Source organism: Rhizobium sp. ERR 942, from assembly GCF_007828395.1.
GTDB lineage: Bacteria > Pseudomonadota > Alphaproteobacteria > Rhizobiales > Rhizobiaceae > Rhizobium > Rhizobium dioscoreae.
This window is the reverse complement of the sequence record NZ_VIUA01000003.1, coordinates 382,529-400,045: the sequence shown is the minus strand read 5'-3', so window position 1 is coordinate 400,045 and position 17,517 is coordinate 382,529. Positions and strand designations below refer to the sequence as shown.

Annotated in this window: 15 protein-coding genes; 7 read left to right on the top strand and 8 right to left on the bottom strand. The window is 58.9% G+C overall.

Annotated features, from left to right (window positions below; all coding sequences use genetic code 11):
* From nrdR to FBZ97_RS14545, 5 genes are all read right to left on the bottom strand, one after another.
* Positions 1-477, bottom strand: a complete 477-nt coding sequence (gene nrdR, locus FBZ97_RS14565) for a transcriptional regulator NrdR (protein ID WP_015339425.1) — start codon at positions 475-477, stop codon at positions 1-3.
* A gap of 9 nt (positions 478-486) precedes the next feature.
* On the bottom strand, positions 487-1,785 hold the full coding sequence (gene glyA, locus FBZ97_RS14560) for a serine hydroxymethyltransferase (RefSeq protein WP_113329135.1): 1,299 nt from the start codon (positions 1,783-1,785) through the stop codon (positions 487-489).
* A 175-nt stretch (positions 1,786-1,960) separates the two neighbouring features.
* Positions 1,961-3,274, bottom strand: coding sequence for a L,D-transpeptidase family protein (locus FBZ97_RS14555; RefSeq protein ID WP_113329034.1), 1,314 nt, complete (start codon positions 3,272-3,274; stop codon positions 1,961-1,963).
* A 513-nt stretch (positions 3,275-3,787) separates the two neighbouring features.
* Complete coding sequence (locus FBZ97_RS14550) at positions 3,788-4,303, bottom strand: MarR family winged helix-turn-helix transcriptional regulator (protein ID WP_069616333.1); 516 nt, start codon at positions 4,301-4,303, stop codon at positions 3,788-3,790.
* A 133-nt stretch (positions 4,304-4,436) separates the two neighbouring features.
* Positions 4,437-4,877, bottom strand: coding sequence for a DUF6163 family protein (locus FBZ97_RS14545; RefSeq protein ID WP_069616240.1), 441 nt, complete (start codon positions 4,875-4,877; stop codon positions 4,437-4,439).
* A gap of 143 nt (positions 4,878-5,020) precedes the next feature.
* On the opposite strand from FBZ97_RS14545, the gene hemB reads away from it, so the two are divergent.
* From hemB to FBZ97_RS14525, 4 genes are all read left to right on the top strand, one after another.
* Positions 5,021-6,034, top strand: a complete 1,014-nt coding sequence (gene hemB, locus FBZ97_RS14540) for a porphobilinogen synthase (protein WP_113329035.1) — start codon at positions 5,021-5,023, stop codon at positions 6,032-6,034.
* Between the two features lie 180 nt (positions 6,035-6,214).
* Positions 6,215-6,673 (top strand): RDD family protein, encoded by a 459-nt coding sequence (locus FBZ97_RS14535; RefSeq protein WP_145320486.1) that lies wholly within the window; start codon positions 6,215-6,217, stop codon positions 6,671-6,673.
* Between the two features lie 181 nt (positions 6,674-6,854).
* Positions 6,855-7,634, top strand: a complete 780-nt coding sequence (locus tag FBZ97_RS14530; protein ID WP_069616237.1) for an arginyltransferase — start codon at positions 6,855-6,857, stop codon at positions 7,632-7,634.
* On the top strand, positions 7,635-8,408 hold the full coding sequence (locus tag FBZ97_RS14525) for a DMT family transporter (protein WP_246661770.1): 774 nt from the start codon (positions 7,635-7,637) through the stop codon (positions 8,406-8,408).
* 7 nt (positions 8,409-8,415) lie between these two features.
* Here the strand turns inward: FBZ97_RS14525 and parC are convergent, their stop codons facing one another.
* Entirely contained in the window at positions 8,416-10,674 is a 2,259-nt protein-coding gene (gene parC, locus FBZ97_RS14520; RefSeq protein ID WP_145320488.1) for a DNA topoisomerase IV subunit A, read from the bottom strand.
* A 230-nt stretch (positions 10,675-10,904) separates the two neighbouring features.
* Between parC and FBZ97_RS14515 the strand changes: the two genes are divergently transcribed.
* Positions 10,905-12,092 carry a hypothetical protein gene (locus FBZ97_RS14515; protein ID WP_145320490.1) on the top strand — a complete coding sequence of 396 codons (1,188 nt, stop codon included), beginning with the start codon at positions 10,905-10,907 and terminating at the stop codon, positions 12,090-12,092.
* 66 nt (positions 12,093-12,158) lie between these two features.
* Here the strand turns inward: FBZ97_RS14515 and FBZ97_RS14510 are convergent, their stop codons facing one another.
* Complete coding sequence (locus FBZ97_RS14510) at positions 12,159-12,815, bottom strand: TetR/AcrR family transcriptional regulator (protein WP_186449499.1); 657 nt, start codon at positions 12,813-12,815, stop codon at positions 12,159-12,161.
* Between the two features lie 66 nt (positions 12,816-12,881).
* Between FBZ97_RS14510 and FBZ97_RS14505 the strand changes: the two genes are divergently transcribed.
* Positions 12,882-14,051, top strand: coding sequence for a serine hydrolase domain-containing protein (locus FBZ97_RS14505; RefSeq protein ID WP_145320492.1), 1,170 nt, complete (start codon positions 12,882-12,884; stop codon positions 14,049-14,051).
* A gap of 197 nt (positions 14,052-14,248) precedes the next feature.
* Positions 14,249-15,433, top strand: a complete 1,185-nt coding sequence (locus tag FBZ97_RS14500) for a hypothetical protein (RefSeq protein ID WP_145320494.1) — start codon at positions 14,249-14,251, stop codon at positions 15,431-15,433.
* A gap of 77 nt (positions 15,434-15,510) precedes the next feature.
* Here the strand turns inward: FBZ97_RS14500 and aspS are convergent, their stop codons facing one another.
* Entirely contained in the window at positions 15,511-17,301 is a 1,791-nt protein-coding gene (gene aspS / locus FBZ97_RS14495) for an aspartate--tRNA ligase (RefSeq protein WP_145320495.1), read from the bottom strand.
* Between the last annotated feature and the right edge of the window lie 216 nt (positions 17,302-17,517).

Below are 17,517 nucleotides of genomic sequence, written 5' to 3'. Positions count from 1 at the left end.
TCAAGGGTCCAGCGGATCGCGGGCGATCTTGGCGTTGATCTCGTCGATCACGTGCTCGAAATCCTCCGCATGCGAAAAATCGCGGTAGACGGAGGCGTAGCGCACGAAGGCGACGTCATCGAGACTTTTCAACGCTTCCAGCACCTGCAGACCGATCTGCTCGGAGCTGATTTCGGTTTCGCCCGAGCTTTCGAGGCGGCGGACGATACCAGACACGGCACGCTCGATCCGGTCACGATCGACCGGACGCTTGCGTAGCGCGATCTCGAAGGAGCGCACCAGCTTGTCACGATCGAACGGCACCTTGCGGCCTGTCTTTTTGATAACCATGAGCTCGCGCAGCTGCACGCGCTCGAAGGTGGTGAAGCGGCCGCCGCAATCCGGACAAATGCGCCGACGGCGGATGGACGTATTGTCCTCCGCCGGGCGCGAGTCCTTGACCTGGGTATCTTCTGAGCCGCAGTAAGGGCAGCGCATGCGCTCTCCTTAGCCCATGTAGCCGTACATCGGGAAGCGGTCGGTGAGCTTGACCACCTTCTCGCGCACGGCAGCCTCGACGGCAGCATTGCCTTCGTCGGAATTGGCAATCTTCAGGCCATCGAGCACTTCGATGATCAGATTGCCGATCTCGCGGAATTCGGCTTCCTTGAAGCCGCGCGTCGTGCCGGCCGGCGTGCCGAGGCGGACACCTGAGGTGACGAAGGGCTTTTCCGGGTCGAACGGAATGCCGTTCTTGTTGCAGGTGACGTAAGCGCGGCCGAGAGCTGCCTCGGCGCGCTTGCCGGTGGCATTCTTCTTGCGCAGATCAACCAGCATCAGGTGGTTGTCGGTGCCGCCAGAGACGACGTCGACGCCGCCGGAAATCAGCGTTTCAGCCAGAGCCTTGGCGTTCTTGACGATCTGGGCGGCATAGTCCTTGAAATCGGGTTGCAGCGCTTCGCCGAGGGCAACGGCCTTGGCGGCGATGACGTGCATCAGCGGGCCACCCTGGAGACCCGGGAAGACGGCCGAGTTGAACTTCTTCGCCAGATCCTCGTCATTGGTGAGGATCATGCCGCCGCGCGGGCCGCGGAGCGACTTGTGCGTGGTCGTGGTGGCGACATGGCAATGCGGGAACGGCGACGGATGCTGTCCGCCGGCGACGAGACCGGCAATGTGGGCCATGTCGACCATCAGATAGGCGCCGACGCTGTCGGCGATCTCGCGGAAGCGTTTCCAGTCCCATATACGGGAATAGGCTGTGCCGCCTGCAATGATGAGCTTCGGCTTGTGCTCCTCCGCCTTGCGCTGCACTTCATCCATGTCGAGCAGGTTATCGCCTTCGCGCACGCCGTAGGACACGACGTTGAACCATTTGCCGGACATGTTGACCGGCGAACCATGCGTCAGATGACCGCCCGAATTCAGGTCGAGGCCCATGAAGGTATCGCCCGGCTGCAGAAGCGCGAGGAAGACGGCCTGGTTCATCTGCGAACCGGAGTTCGGCTGAACGTTGGCGAAGTTGACGCCGAACAGCTTCTTGGCGCGCTCGATGGCGAGTTCTTCGGCGATATCGACGAACTGGCAGCCGCCGTAGTAACGCTTGCCCGGATATCCCTCGGCATATTTGTTGGTCATGATCGAGCCCTGCGCTTCCAGAACGGCGCGCGAGACGATGTTTTCCGAGGCGATCAGTTCGATTTCGTGCCGCTGGCGACCGAGTTCCTTGCCGATCGCGCCAAAGATTTCCGGATCGGTGTCGGCAAGCGAGCGATTGAAGAAGGGTTCGGTGGACGCGTTGGTCATCGTGAAAGCTCCTGAACGGGCCGGAACGGCAATGCAGACGGTATTAACGCCCGGGTCGCCGGAGAGCAATACGACCAGCGACATTTGCTGGGCAAACTACGATAGCTGACACCGACACACGAAAAAGCCGCGTCCGAAAACGCGGCTTCGATAAGAATTGCAATTGGAATGCCGATTATTGAACCGGCTGCTCCATGCCCTCAGTCGTATTGAGCGCCAACTGGGAATTGCCGTCGAGATTATAGATATCGTCACGGAACTGGACGATGCCGTCGCGGGCGCTCCAGGCCGAAATATAAACGAAATAGACAGGCACTTCGGTCGCCAGCTTGATCGGCGTGTTGACGCGGGTGGAAATGACCTGCTCGATGTGCTGACGCGGCCAGCCTGGCGTTTCAGCCAGCAGCCAGGTTGCGAGGTCGCGTACGTTCTGGACGCGCACGCAGCCCGAGCTGTCGAAACGCATTAGCTTGTTGAAGAGGCCCTGCTCGGGCGTATCGTGCATGTATTCGTTATTGGGATTATAGAAGTTGATCTTCGTGGATGCCATGGCATTCGTCTTGCCCGGGTCCTGACGGAACATCAGGTCCGGCGCCTTGTCCGAATTCCAGTCGATCGTCTCGGGGGCCACTTCCTGGCCCTTGCCGTCGAGAAGGCGAATGTTGTTCTTCGTCAGGTAGGTCGGGTCCTTGCGCATCAAGGGCACGATGTCCTTGACGACGATGGAGCGCGGCGCCGTCCAGTACGGGTTGAGGATGACCTCATAGATCTTCGAATTGATGATGTGTGTCGGCCGCGATTCACGGCCCACGATCGCCTGGTGGCGCAACGCTACCTGGCCATCCTCGACGGCTTCGACACGTGTCGCCGGGATGTTGACCATGACGTGACGACGGCCGAGGTCGGACGGGAACGTCTGGAGGCGAACAAGATTGGTGTTGAGCTGCTGCAGGCGGACATTGGCGGGGATGTTCATCGCCTTCAGCGTGAAATCGCCCAGGACGCCATCTGCCGGCAGTCCGTGACGGGCCTGGAAGCGCTTGACCGCACCGTCGACATAAGAGTCGAAGGCAGAGGAGATACCAGCCTCACGCGGCAGGTCGCCGGTGATCATCAAATGCTGGCGCAGCGACTGTACCGCCGGATCGGTCACACCGAGCTGCAGCGGCTGCTGGCTTGTCGGATTGATCTGCGGCCATCCGCCGTTGGCGGCAATACTCTGATATTGCGCGATCGCCTGCTGAATATTCGATACGGAATCTGGCCCGAGAATTGGCGTGTTCGACTGAACAGCAGCGGCGGTGCGCGCCGCAGCCTTGGCGTCGAACTGATCATCCCAATTGCCGCGAGAACGGTCGTTGATCAGCGCTTCCAGTGGGGTCGCGTTTTGCGCGAGAGCCGGAGCAGCCAGTGCAGCAGCGCCAAGAGTTGCAGCCGACCGCAGGAAAGCGCGGCGCGAAAAGGGTTCAATTCCGTTTTTCTTCGACATATCCTAACCGTTCAACGCTGCGATCCAATCATGCGCAGCCTAGAGAGGAAGCAGTAAATAGCGCAAGCTTGCGCCAAGTAACGTGGCTCAGTATCAATCCGTTCCCTTAATGCACCACCAAAAACTTGGCCACGAACTATCACAATATCGCGAAGCCAAGACCTTCAGGTCGGAAGATCGTATTTCGAGAACGCTGCCTGCAGTCGATTTCCGCTGTCATAGCAATATGGCCAATTCGTGTCTCACGGCATGAAACTTGCTTTGCCGCGCGAGTGCGAAAGAAAAGCCAAACTGCATTTGCTAAAATACCACAGCTGCGCGTGGTTCATAGCGTGTCCTGATCTTGCGTCAATGGCTTAGCCGCCCGGGACGTTACATGTGACGGAAGGTGAAGCGCGGACGTGGCAAAAAACGCACAACGGCCGAACCGTCAACGCGTTCAAGCCGGACACGCAGGGAACGTGTCCAGCTTGCTTTGACTGGAAGGCCTTGGGATCTGTCCCTGCCCGCTACTTACAGGCGATAGAGGATCTGATCGTTCCAGAAGCGGTCCAGACGCTGCAGGAGCTTGTTCATCTGAGTGAACTCGTCCGTGCCGATGCCGCCGACCTTGTCGATCGAGCCGATATGGCGCTCATAGAGCTTGGCGACGGTTTCGGCGATATCCTGGCCGGTTTCCGTCAGGCTGATGCGGACCGAGCGACGGTCGATGCGCGAGCGCTGATGGTTGATGAAGCCCAGGTCGACCAGCTTCTTGACGTTGTAGGAGACGTTGGAGCCGAGGTAGAAACCGCGGGAGCGCAGTTCGCCGGCCGTCAGCTCGGAATTGCCGATATTGAAAAGGAGAAGTGCCTGCACGGCGTTGACATCGTCACGACCCTGACGGTCGAACTCGTCCTTGATAACATCAAGCAGGCGGCGGTGCAGACGCTCGACCAGGTGAAGGGATTCCATGTAGAGGGCCCGGATGTCATCAACCTGCTGATCCCGAGCGTTTGCAACTGCCTGCGGCTTGATTTTCGTGTTCATCATGACTTGGCCTCACTCTGTTTTGTTTGGCGGTGTCGTTTTCTTCCCGCCTTGAGTGAGACCCTATCGAATACACATAAAATTCTACTTAAACTGCAGGCTTAACAGCATCTTACCAGGAAGTGTTGCTGTCTCAGGGTAAATCAACCATTACCTGCTGCCGACGACGCCGGCGTTTCTCCTGCCACAGCAGGACGCGGAAAGCGCAATAGATCACCGCAACGCAGGCATGCAATATCATGATCAGCGGGTTGGATCCGAATATCTCCGGCCAGACGCCATACATCAACCCCTGCCCGCCTGCAGCCAGCACCCACATGACCGGCCCCCAGGAAACTGTAAGCCATAATCCAAGGGCTGCGACCGGAAAAACCACGGCAAGCCCGGCACCCGCGACCTTCCATGGCAGCGCCAGCAGATCGAAGCGGGCGTGACCATCCAGCGAATAGCCGACCAGCATCGCCCAATATTGCAGGCCGAGCCAGAAGCAGGCGATCGCGATCAGCCGCAGGAACAGCACGAACAGGATGTCCGTCAGCGTATTCTTGGGTACGGTCGAAGAATCAGGTTCCATGCGCGAACAATACGTAGGAGGCACGTGCCTCGCCAGAATATAATGGCTGCGGCCTTTCGCCTTGTTTTGAATCCTGGGGACGGCGTGATAGGTACGCGCCCCATAGAGAATGCCATAAATAGACGAAGAAGGATGGCGGCATCATGGAGAACAAGACGCATCTCGTTGACGAGATCACCGGTCATCGGCGCATGCGGCGCAACCGCAAGGCCGATTGGACGCGCCGTCTCGTGCAGGAAAACCGGCTGACGGTCGACGATCTGATCTGGCCGATCTTCGTGATCCCAGGCACCGGCATCGTCGAGCCGATCCCGGCCATGCCAGGCGTCAACCGCATGACGGTGGACAAGGCCGTGGAAGCGGCCAAGGAGGCAGCCGATCTCGGCATTCCCGCGCTCGCGACATTCCCCAACATCGAAATGGAACTACGCGATGAGACCGGCTCCAACAGTCTCGAGAAGAATAATCTCATCAACCTCGCCACGGCCGCAATCAAGAAGGCGGTGCCGAACATTGGCGTCATCACAGACGTCGCGCTCGACCCTTTCACCAGCCACGGCCATGACGGCATCCTGCGCGGCAACGAGATCGTCAATGACGAAACGGTCGAACAGGTGGCGCGTGCCGCAGTATATCAAGCGGATGCCGGAGCAGACATCATCGCGCCTTCGGAAATGATGGACGGCCGCATCGGCGCGATCCGCCAGGCACTCGATGCAGCCGGCCACCAGAGCGTCGGCATCATGAGCTATGCGACGAAATTCAGCTCTGCCTTCTATGGCCCCTACCGCGAGGCGATCTCGACCGGTGGCCTGCTGAAGGGCGACAAGAAGACCTATTATATCGACCCCGCCAACGGCACCGAGGCCGTGCGCGACGCGACGCTCGACGTCGAGGAAGGCGCCGACATGCTGATGGTCAAGCCCGGCCTGCCCTATCTCGACATCTGCTGGCGGCTGAAGGAAGCCTTCGGCCTTCCGACCTTTGCCTACCAGGTCTCCGGCGAATACGCGATGATCAAGGCGGCCGCTGCTAACGGCTGGATCGACGGCGAGAAGGTAATGCTCGAAACCCTGCTCGCCTTCAAGCGCGCCGGCTGCGATGGCATCCTCACCTATTTCGCTGTCGAGGTGGCGAGACATCTGGCGAAGAAATAACGTCACGCCGCCCACTTATTGTATTTGCTGAAGCCGATACCATATGTTCGGCAAATGTTTCCCCGCCGCGACTTTTGCGTGCCCTACCGGTCGCACAAAAGTCGCAGAGGGATCTTTAACTGGCATTGGCCCCTTGCGGATCTGAAGAATTGACGGGGGCTAGTGCGAAGGAGCAAAACGATGAGCCTGAACCCCAGCCCGCTCTATGCAGCACCGGATGACTGGCGCGCCTATAGTGGCGTGCTGAGCCGGCGCATCTTCGCCTTCATCGTTGACTACATCATCGTCGCGCTGCTGTGCATTCCCGCGGCCGTAGTGCTGTTCTTAATTTCGATCCTGACACTGGGGCTCGGCTTCTTCCTTTATCCGGTGCTGTTCGTTCTCGTTGCCGGCCTCTATTTCGGGTGGACGCTTGGCGGCCCCTATCAGGCGTCGCTCGGCATGCGCGCCATGGGCCTCACCATGGTTCGAGTCGACGGCCGGCGCATGGATTTCCTGACCGCGATCGTCCATCTGGCCCTGTTCTGGATCCTGAACTCTGTCCTGACGCCGCTTATCCTGCTGGTAGGTCTCTTCACCGACCGCAGCCGGCTTGTGCATGACCTGCTGCTTGGCACGGTCATCGCCCGAACGGCCTAAAACAACGCATAAGCATAGGGCACCCCACGATTTCCCACGGGCCATGGCGCGCGCGGGAGATATTTCTGTGCATGGTCAATTAGGAAACTTCGATCTTTAGCGAAGGACGTAGTTGACGTTTTCTAAACTTGGGCCATGCTTGTAGAAAACGGGTGCCGAGAGAAAGGTCAATCAACGGCAGATGAACACGCAGTCGACGCCATCTCCGCAGTTTTATCTGACGGCACCGGCTTCCTGCCCGTACCTGCCGCACGAAATGGAACGCAAGGTCTTTACGCACCTTGTTGGTCCGCGCGCCGCCGAGATGAACGATATTCTGACCCAGGGCGGCTTCAGGCGCTCGCAGAACATCGCCTATCGTCCCGCCTGCGAATCCTGCAGGGCCTGCATATCGGTACGCATCCTCGCCCAGGAATTCGAGCCCACCCGATCGATGAAACGGGTACTGACCGCCAACAACGATATCATCGCCACCGAATTTCCGGCGCAGCCCTCCAGCGAGCAATATTCGCTCTTCCGTCGCTATCTCGACTATCGTCATCAGCAAGGCGGCATGTCCGACATGACCGTCCTCGATTATGCGATCATGGTCGAGGACACGCATGTTAACACGCGCATCATCGAATATCGCCGCCGCGAGGAAGGATCGGGCCTGGAGCAGCGCCCGAAGGGCGAGCTACTGGCTGCGGCTCTGACCGATGTAATGAGCGACGGACTGTCCATGGTCTATTCCTATTTCAATCCCGATCTCGATGCGCGGTCGCTCGGCACGTTCATGATTCTGGACCACATCAAGCGGACGAAGGCCCTGGGGCTGCCGCACGTCTATCTCGGCTATTGGGTCAAAGGCTCGCGCAAGATGGACTACAAGACGCGCTTCCAGCCTCAGGAGCATCTCACCCCACGCGGATGGGAGCGCTTTGATCCGGCCGCCGACGGCGACAAAGAAACCGTCCGCTGAATGTTCTCCCAGCTTTCGGACCACAAGAAGGGCCTGCTGCTGACGACGCTCGGCGGCCTGGCGCTATCGATGGATATTCCCTTGATCCGGCTTTCCAGCGGCGAAGTCTGGTCGGTGCTGTCGGCACGCAGCCTTGCGACCATCGTCGTGGCACTCGCAGCTCTTTTCGTCATCCGCCGGGTCACAGGCTCGTTGCAAGGCGTACTGCCGGGCTGGCTTGGGATTCCCGTCGGCTTCTTCTACGGACTGACCACCATCACTTTTCTTCTCGCGGTCTATTATACCAAGGCGGCGAATGTGGTCTTCATCATCGCGCTCAACCCAATGTTCACCGCGCTGCTGTCTTGGATTTTCCTGAAAGAGCGACCTGCCGTGTCCACCTTCATCACCATGGCAGTGATGATCCTCGGTGTTGGCCTGATCGTCGGCGACGGCATGGAGGCTGGGCACCTGCTTGGCGATGCCCTTTCGGTGATCGCATCGCTTTCCATCGCCTGCGCAATCACGATCAGCCGCGCCTCGGGGCGGGATATGGGCTTTGCTTCCTTGCTGGCAGCGATCATCCCAGCCGCCGTCGGCCTCTATCACGTGGCTCCCTCCGGCTTTTCCATCGACCATCCAGGCTGGATCCTTTTCGACGGCGCCGTGCTGATGCCGCTTTCCTTCTGGTGCCTTGCGACGGGCACACGCTTTCTCTCAGCGCCGGAAGTGCTAGCGCTCAGGGCGTTCGTCGCTGCAATCGACCCATGGGTCGATTACTCGGACTTTGCCTGACCGCTCCTTACCCCGAAAACCGGCCACTTCTAGGGAAGCCCTTCGGCACGGCTCTGCCGGCGCCAGCGCGGTCGCCCAACCATTCCACCAACTCATCCTTGCTCTTGGTGAAGGTGCGGCCGGCGCTGTCTTCCCAGGTCAGGCCATCTGCGATCGCGAAGCATCTGATATCGGCGATGCCGCCATCCTTGTAGCGCTGCAGGCGCACGCCCTTGCCGCGCGACATTTCCGGCACCTGCGAAAGCGGGAAGATCACCATCTTGCGGTTCTCGCCAACCACGGCGACATGGTCGCCCGAAACCGGAACCAGAAGCTTGGTCTCGTCGGGATAAGAGACGTTCATGATCTGCTTGCCCTTGCGGGTGTTTGCGACCAGTTCCGCCTCGGCAACGATGAAGCCGTTACCTGCCGTCGATGCGATTATCTGCTTGCGCTGCGGATCATGGACGAAGGCGGTCAGCACATCCTGATCGTTTTCCATGTCGATCATGATGCGCAGCGGCTCGCCATGGCCGCGGCCGCCCGGCAGCTTGTCGCCGCCGAGCGTATAGGCCTTGCCGCCGGTCGTAATGATGAGGATCTTGTCCGTGGTCTGCGCCGGGAACGCAACCTTGAGACCGTCACCCTCCTTGAAGGTCAGCGACGAGGTATCGGAAATGTGGCCCTTGAGAGCACGAATCCAGCCCTTTTCCGAAACGACGACGGTAATCGGCTCCTTCTCGATCATCGCCTGCTGGATGGCCGCATCATCGGCTTCGGGCGCTTCGGCAAACTGCGTGCGGCGCCGACCAATGTCAGTGGCCTTGGCGAATTTCTTCTTCACCTCGCCGATTTCCCAGGCAACCGTCTGCCACTGCTTCTCGTCCGAAGCGAGCAATGCCTCGATGTCGGCTTTCTCCTTCGTCAGGCCGTCGAACTCCTTGCGGATTTCGAACTCCTCCAGCTTGCGCAAGGAGCGCAGCCGCATGTTGAGGATCGCCTCGACCTGATTGTCCGTGAGGCCGAAACGCTCCATCATCACGGGCTTCGGCTCATCCTCCTCGCGGATGATGGCGATGACCTCGTCGATATTGAGATAGGCGACCAGCAAGCCGCCGAGAATCTCGAGGCGCTTTTCGATGGCCGCCAGACGGAAGCGCGAACGACGCAGCAGGACTTCCCGGCGGTGATCCAGCCATTCCTTCAGCACTTCGTTCAGCGCCATGACCTTGGGAATGCGGCCCATGGACAGAACGTTCATGTTGAGCGGGAACCGGCTCTCAAGCTCGGTGAGCTTGAACATCGACTCCATCAGGATCGTCGCGTCGACTGTGCGGCTCTTCGGCACGAGAACGACGCGGATATCTTCGGCGGATTCGTCACGGATGTCCTCGAGCAACGGCAGCTTGCGCGCCAGAAGCAGTTCGGCGATCTTTTCGATCAGCCGCGACTTCTGCACCTGGAACGGAATTTCCGTGATGATGATCTGGTAGCCGCCGCGACCGAGATCCTCGATCTCCCACTTGGACCGGACACGGAAACCGCCGCGGCCGGTCTTATAACTTTCTATGATGCTCTGCCGATCATCGATAATGATGCCGCCGGTCGGAAAGTCGGGACCTGGAATATACAGTTCCACCAGCTTCTCGACCGTCGCATCGCGATCCTTGATCAGATGCAGGGCGGCGTCGCAAAGCTCGTGAGCATTGTGCGGCGGGATAGAGGTCGCCATGCCGACGGCAATGCCAGAAGAGCCGTTGGCGAGCAGATTGGGAAAAGCCCCAGGCAGAACGATCGGCTCGGAATTCGACTCGTCATAGGTGTCGCGGAAATCCACGGCATCCTGGTCGATACCCTCGAGCAGCAGCTCGGAAACCGCCGTCATCTTGGATTCAGTGTAGCGCATCGCGGCCGGGCTATCGCCGTCGATATTGCCGAAATTGCCCTGGCCGTTGACCAGCGTGTAGCGCTGCGAGAAATCCTGCGCCAGGCGCGCCAGCGCATCGTAGATCGATTGGTCGCCATGCGGGTGATAGTTACCCATCACCTCGCCGACAATCTTGGCGCATTTGCGGAAGGCAGCGTTCGGGCGGAGCCCCATCTCGCTCATCGCATAGACGATACGGCGATGCACCGGCTTCAGCCCGTCGCGGACGTCCGGAAGCGCGCGTTGCGTAATCGTCGACAAGGCATAGGCCAGGTAACGCTCTTCGAGCGCGGCCTTCAGATCGACCGGAAGGATGTTGTCGTCGCCGTCACCGGGCGGCGGTGTCAGATTTTTTCCCATGGCCCTTGACTATAAGAGATGACGATTCACAGCAAGAAATCAGCCGAAAGCACCTGTGGATGAAGGCGTTTCAGGCACATTGCAGGATGGCTATCGATACATTTTTGCTGCACTCGCACTCTACATTCATTGTCGTTGGATTTTCACAGAAAGATCAATATAAGTCAGCGCAGTACACGCTCAATCTGTACGTCCCCGCCAATACCACCGGCTCAACGAGGAACGCCATCATGACTTTCTATCGGACCACGCGGCTGATGCTGTGCAGTGCCGCCACCCTGTCTTTCGCCAGCTCCGCCTTTGCGCTCGACGGCAACGATCTGCTGAAGAAGATCAACGACGTCTATAGCCAGCAGGGCGGTTCGATTGCCGCTAGCAGCATCGATGTCGACGGCAGCACAGTGACGCTGAAGGGTGCAAGCGTCAAGGCGGCCGGCATGGAAGACAGCATTCCGCTGGGCGATATCACCCTTGATGGCGTCGAGGAAAACAATGGCGGCTACACGATCGAAGAAATCGATTTTGCGGATGTCGATTTCAAAAAGGACGGTGCCTCCGTTTCCGCCACCGATCTCAAGCTGAGCGGCGTAGAGATCCCGGCCGACGCAAGCAAGGGCGACCTGAGCTCGCTGCTCTACTACAAGAGCGCTCATGCCGGCGCCGTGTCCGTAACGAAGGACGATACCGAGGTGTTCTCGATCGAGGGCGCCGACGCCAACATGAAGAGGCGTGACGACAAGTCGGGCCTCGACTTCGACGCCAAGATCAACGGCATCAAGGCCGATCTCAGCAAGGTCGACGATGCGAAGACCAAGGAAGCGATCGATGCGCTGAAGCTGCAGCAGATCGACGGCACCGTCTCCATGAAGGGCAGCTGGGAAATCGGCCCCGGCACGATCGACATCAGCGAATACTCCTTTGACTTCAGGGACATCGGCAAGCTGAACCTCGCCTTCAGCATTTCCGGCTATACGCCCGCCTTCGCCAAGTCGATGCAGGATGCGCTGAAGACGGTTCGCGCCAATCCGAACCAGCAGGAAGCGCAGCAGTCCGCCGGCCTCGCCATGCTCGGCCTGCTGCAGCAGCTCACCTTCAACAGCGCCCAGATCCGCTTCGACGACGCGTCGATTACGGCACGCGCGCTCGACTTCGCCGGCAAGCAGCAGGGCGTTACCGGCAAGCAGCTCGCCGACACGCTGAAGGCAATGACGCCGATCATGATGGCGCAGCTCAACGTTCCGGAGCTCCAGAATGCCGTCTCCGCAGCGGTCAGCGCCTATCTCGACAATCCGAAGAGCCTGACGGTCACGGCTGCTCCCGGCAAGCCGGTACCTGTGCCGATGATCATCGGCGCCGCCATGGGCGCGCCGACGACAATCCCGCAGGTCATCGGCCTCAAGGTTTCCTCGAACGACTAATCGGTCATTTCCAAAACCATTCTGGAACCCGGCGATCTCGGTCGCCGGGTTTTTCTTTGCCTCGGCTCAGGCTTCCTGCCGCAGTTGATAGGTTTTCAGTTCGTTGAGCGCATGAGACAAGAGGGCGAGCAATTCGTCCGTGGTTGCGCCGTCGCGGGCCTGAACGGACATGCCCTGCACGATCGCGCCCAGAAAACGCGCCAGCGACCGAGCGTCCGCGTCCGGCCGCATATCCCCCTCCGCGATACCGCGCTCGATGCGGGCGGTGAAGATATCCAGCGTCTGCAGACGCATCGATGCGACATGATGGGCGATCGGCTCGTTCTCCTCCGCGCAATTCAGCACCGCGGTGGATATCATGCAGCCTTTCGGGTGTTCCGGCGCCGTGAAGATCTTGGCGGAGTTCGTCAGAAAGCGCTCGAAGGCGGTCACCGTATCCACCTTGTCCTGGAAGGGATTGCCGGGTTCCGGACGGGGCATGCGCCGATATTGATCCAGCGTCTCGCGATAGAGCTCGGCCTTCGAACCGAAGGCGGCATAAAGGCTTTGCGGCGTAATGCCCATCGCCGCCGTCAGGTCGGCAATGGAGGAACCGTCGTAGCCGTGCTGCCAGAAAGTATCCCGCGCGGCGGCAAGAACCGTTTCGCGATCGAAGGCGGGCGGCCGCCCACGCTTGCGTGGCGAAGAATTTTCCTTCTCTTCAATATTTTTCACAATGGTCACTCTAGAATTATTTCCCGACTTGGTTTATTCAGGAATGGTCATTGTGATTATATAAGGTTTTTCCCCATGAGTCTTCCACTGGAAAATTCCGTTCCTCTCAACGACGGCAGCCTTGCTGAAGGTGTCGATGCTGCAATCGATTCCGCGCTAGCGGACAAAAGGCTGGTCGGAACCGTCGTTCTGATCGCTCAGGACGGAGAATTGGTCTACGCCCGTGCCGCCGGCCTGGCGGATCGCGAAAACAAAGTCGCAATGCGGGAAGATACTATTTTCCGTCTTGCTTCCGTCACCAAACCGATCGTCACCATTGCCGCCATGCGGCTCGTCGAACAGGGCCGCATAGGTCTCGACGATCCGATCATCAAATGGCTCCCGGATTTCCGGCCGCGTCTGCCCGATGGCGGCGAAGCCGTTATCCGTATTCGGCATCTTCTCACCCATACCTCCGGGTTGGGCTACACATTCGCCGAGGCGCAAGACGGCCCCTATCACAGGGCTGGCGTATCCGACGGGCTGGACACACCGGGTCGTTCGCTGGCAGACAACCTCCAGCGCCTCGCCAGCGCCCCTCTTCTCTTCGCGCCCGGCCAAAACTGGCAGTATTCGCTGGCGATGGATGTCCTTGGCGGCATCATCGAGAAGGAAACCGGTGGCCGGCTCGGCGATGCGATTGCTGATCTTGTCATGAAGCCGCTAGGCCTTTCCGACACAGGCTTCTACGTGCGCGACCGCAGCCGCCTGGCAGCCGCCTATGTGAATGGTGCTCCCGAGCCGCAACGGATGGGGGACAAGGCTCTCGTTCCGATTTTCGACGGCACGATCCGCTTTTCACCCGACAGGATATTCGACCCCGCTTCCTACCACTCCGGCGGCGCCGGCATGGCCGGAACGGCAAGCGATATCCTTACCATTCTGGACACGATCAGAAAGGGTGGAGCACCGCTGCTGTCGGCCGATACGGTGAAGACCATGATGACAGATCAGGCAGGCGGCCACATGCAGGCCCAGCAGGCCGGCTTCGGCTTCGGTTACGGCTGGTCCGTCGTCCTCGATCCCGTGGTCGCTCAGGTCCCCTTCTCGGCTGGCACGATCAAATGGGGCGGTGTCTATGGGCACAGCTGGTTCGTCGATGCCCAAAAGGGCCTGACGGTGGTCGCGCTGACGAATACAGCGCTCGAAGGCATGTGGGGGCAATTCACGATCGACCTGGCGAAAGCGGTCTATGCCGCAATCTAACTGATATCAGCAGACGAGCAAAAACCCGGCGATTGCGGTCGCCGGGTTTTTGTATTTCATGAAAGTGAGCAACGCGAACATATGTCGCCGCCACAAATGCAACCAATGTTTGCATTTCAATAAAATGTATCCTGTTGCTTGCAATGATAAGCAATTTATTGTTTCAGATGTACACTTTTAATCCGGGACACTCCATCATGATTTTCTATCGGGCAAGGTGGCGGGCGGCGATCAGTGTCGGGCTTCTATTCTCAGCGAGTTCTGCTTTCGCGCTCGACGGTGCCGACGTCCTCAAGAAGCTAAACAACGCCATGGTCGCGCAAATAGGCGACTCAGTCGAAGCCGGAAGCGTCGATGTTAACGGTTCAACCGTCGTTCTGAAAAACGTGAGATATATGCCGCGAGGAAGAACCGCCATTAGCCTCGGAGATGTCGTCATGACCGACGTGACCGAACGGACGGGCGGTTATGCAATCAAGAAGGTGCTCATTCCCGATATTACAATAGAACAAAAGGACTTCAGTGCGAATGCAACGGGGCTAAGGGTGGAAGATCTCGAAATTCCCGCAAATGCGACGTTGAGTGATATCGACTCAGTATTCACTTATCACGCACATGCTGGCCCGGTGTCTGCCCTCAAAGTCGGTGAAAAGTTTTTCTCCATATCCGCTGCCGATTCCGTCGCAACGAAACGTCCAGACGGAAAAGGCGTCGATTCCAGTTTCACAATTGATGGAATTGTTGCCGATCTCTCCCTAGCTCAAATGCCGGTAAGCCCTGAAGCAATTCGATATTTTGGGCTGCAAAATCTGCGCGCGACATTTTCCATGAAAAGCAGCTGGGAGCTTTCGACCGGCAAGTATGATCTGACGGACTACACGATTGATCTGGAGAATATGGGGAAACTGAATGTACAGCTCAGTTTCTCGGGCATCACCCCGGGGCTCTACAGCACCACGGATGCACTTTACTCCTCCTTGACCGGCGCCGAGGACGATGAGAATACCAAGAACGCTAAATATTTGCTGCTTCTCGCGTTCGTTCAGCAGTTGACGTTGAATAGCGCGCAGATTCGCTTTGACGATGCGTCAATCACCAACCGCGCATTCGACTACGTGAGTAAATGGGACCATGTGACGCGCGCGCAATCTGCGAACCGCTTCGCTAAAGAAATGCAGGAGTTAACAGCTGCGCTTGATATTCCCGACCTCCAGCGGATGCTTTCAAGAGCGATTATTGAATACTTCAACAATCCAAGAAGCCTGATGTTTAGCGCCACCCCTGCCCAACCCATTCCGATGTCAGCCGTCCTCGAAGCAGCGAGGAACGCAAAAGAGTCGATCCCGAAGATGATCGACCTGAAAATCACATCAAACGATTAGGTTGGTCGTCTAATCAAGCGCAAAAAACCCGGCATTTCGGTCGCCGGGTTTTGCATTTTGACAAGCTCTTGAAGGACTTAGTCCTTCTTGACTGGCGGCACTGGGCGGATCGCCAATTCGCGCAGCTGCGTCGGCGTTGCGGCCGAAGGAGCGCCCATCAGCAGATCCTGTGCCTGCTGGTTCATCGGGAAGAGCGAGATCTCGCGCAGGTTCTTGGCACCGACCAGCAGCATGACGATACGGTCGATGCCGAAGGCAGCACCACCGTGCGGAGGCGCACCGTACTGGAAGGCACGATAAAGGCCGCCGAAGCGCTCTTCGACGTCCGTCTGGCTAAGGCCGACCTTTTCGAAGGCGGCGACCATGGTTTCCGGCGACTGGTTACGGATCGAGCCCGACGCGATTTCGAAGCCGTTGCAGACGGCGTCGTACTGGAACGCCTTGATCGTCAGGGGATCCTGGTTCTGCAGCGCCTCGAGACCGCCCTGCGGCATCGAGAACGGGTTGTGAGCGAAATCGATCTTCTTTTCTTCCTCGCTCCATTCGAAGAACGGGAAGTCGACGATCCAGCACAGCTCGAAGCGATCGCGATCGATCAGGTTCAGTTCGTCGGCGGCACGGTTACGGGCTTCACCGGCAAACTTGTAGAACTTGGATGGATCGCCGGCGACGAAGAAGCAGGCGTCGCCGTCATCGAGGCCGAGCTGGGTGCGGATCGCATCCGTGCGCTCTTCGCCGATGTTCTTGGCTAGGGGGCCGGCACCTTCGAGCTTCTCGCCTTCCTTGCGCCAGAAGATATAGCCGAGGCCCGGCTGGCCCTGGCTCTGTGCCCAGGCGTTCATGCGGTCGCAGAATGCGCGCGAACCGCCGGTCTTGGCCGGGATGGCCCAGACTTCGACCTTCGGGTTGGAAGCGATCATGTTGGCAAAGACCTTGAAGCCGGAGCCAGCAAAATGCTCGGTAACGGCTTCCATGACGATCGGATTGCGCAGGTCCGGCTTGTCGGAGCCATACTTGCGGATGGCGACGTCATAGGGGATGCGCGGCCATTCCTTGGTGACCGGCTTACCGTCTGCAAACTCTTCGAACACCTGGGTCATGAGCGGACCCATGGTGTTCCAGACGTCTTCCTGCGTGACGAAGCTCATTTCGAGGTCGAGCTGATAGAATTCGCCAGGCAGACGGTCGGCACGCGGGTCTTCATCGCGGAAGCACGGCGCGATCTGGAAGTAGCGGTCGAAACCGGCAACCATCAGCAGCTGCTTATACTGCTGCGGCGCCTGCGGCAGCGCGTAGAAGGTGCCGGGATGGATACGGCTCGGCACCAGGAAGTCGCGCGCGCCTTCCGGCGACGATGCCGTCAGGATCGGGGTCGTATATTCGGTAAAGCCGGCATCGCCCATGTGGCGGCGCATGGAGGAGATGATCTGCGTGCGCTTGACGATGTTCTTGTGCAGCGTTTCGCGGCGCAGATCGAGGAAGCGATACTTCAGGCGCACGTCTTCCGGATAGTCCGGCTCGCCGAAAACAGGCAACGGCAGCTCCTTGGCGGCGGAGAGCACTTCGATCTCCTGAGCATAAAGCTCGATCTCGCCGGTCGGCATGTTCTTGTTGACGGTGTCTTCCGTACGGGCTTTGACCAGGCCGTCGATGCGGATGACCCACTCGCCACGAACGGTTTCGGCGAGCTTGAATGCCGGAGAATCTGGGTCAGCAACGACCTGGGTGATGCCGTAGTGATCGCGCAGATCGATGAACAGCACGCCGCCATGATCTCGGACGCGATGAACCCAGCCGGCAATACGGACGGTCGAACCGACGTCGGACTTGCGCAGGGCGGCGCATGTGTGGCTGCGATAGCGATGCATAGTATATATCCTGGGCTTGGCGGGCGGTGGCGCAAGGACATGCAAACCCCTCGCCCGCCGACGAGAAAATCGGGCGGAAAAGCGCATGGTGCGCCCGATTTGTCAAGGCTCGAACGCCGGAAGTCAGCTTAAAGCTGTTTTCAGTCGCTACCCAAAACAGCATCCGCAAGTAGCTGCTGCGGCAGTTTGGCTACCTCGATGCTATTGCTGAACATT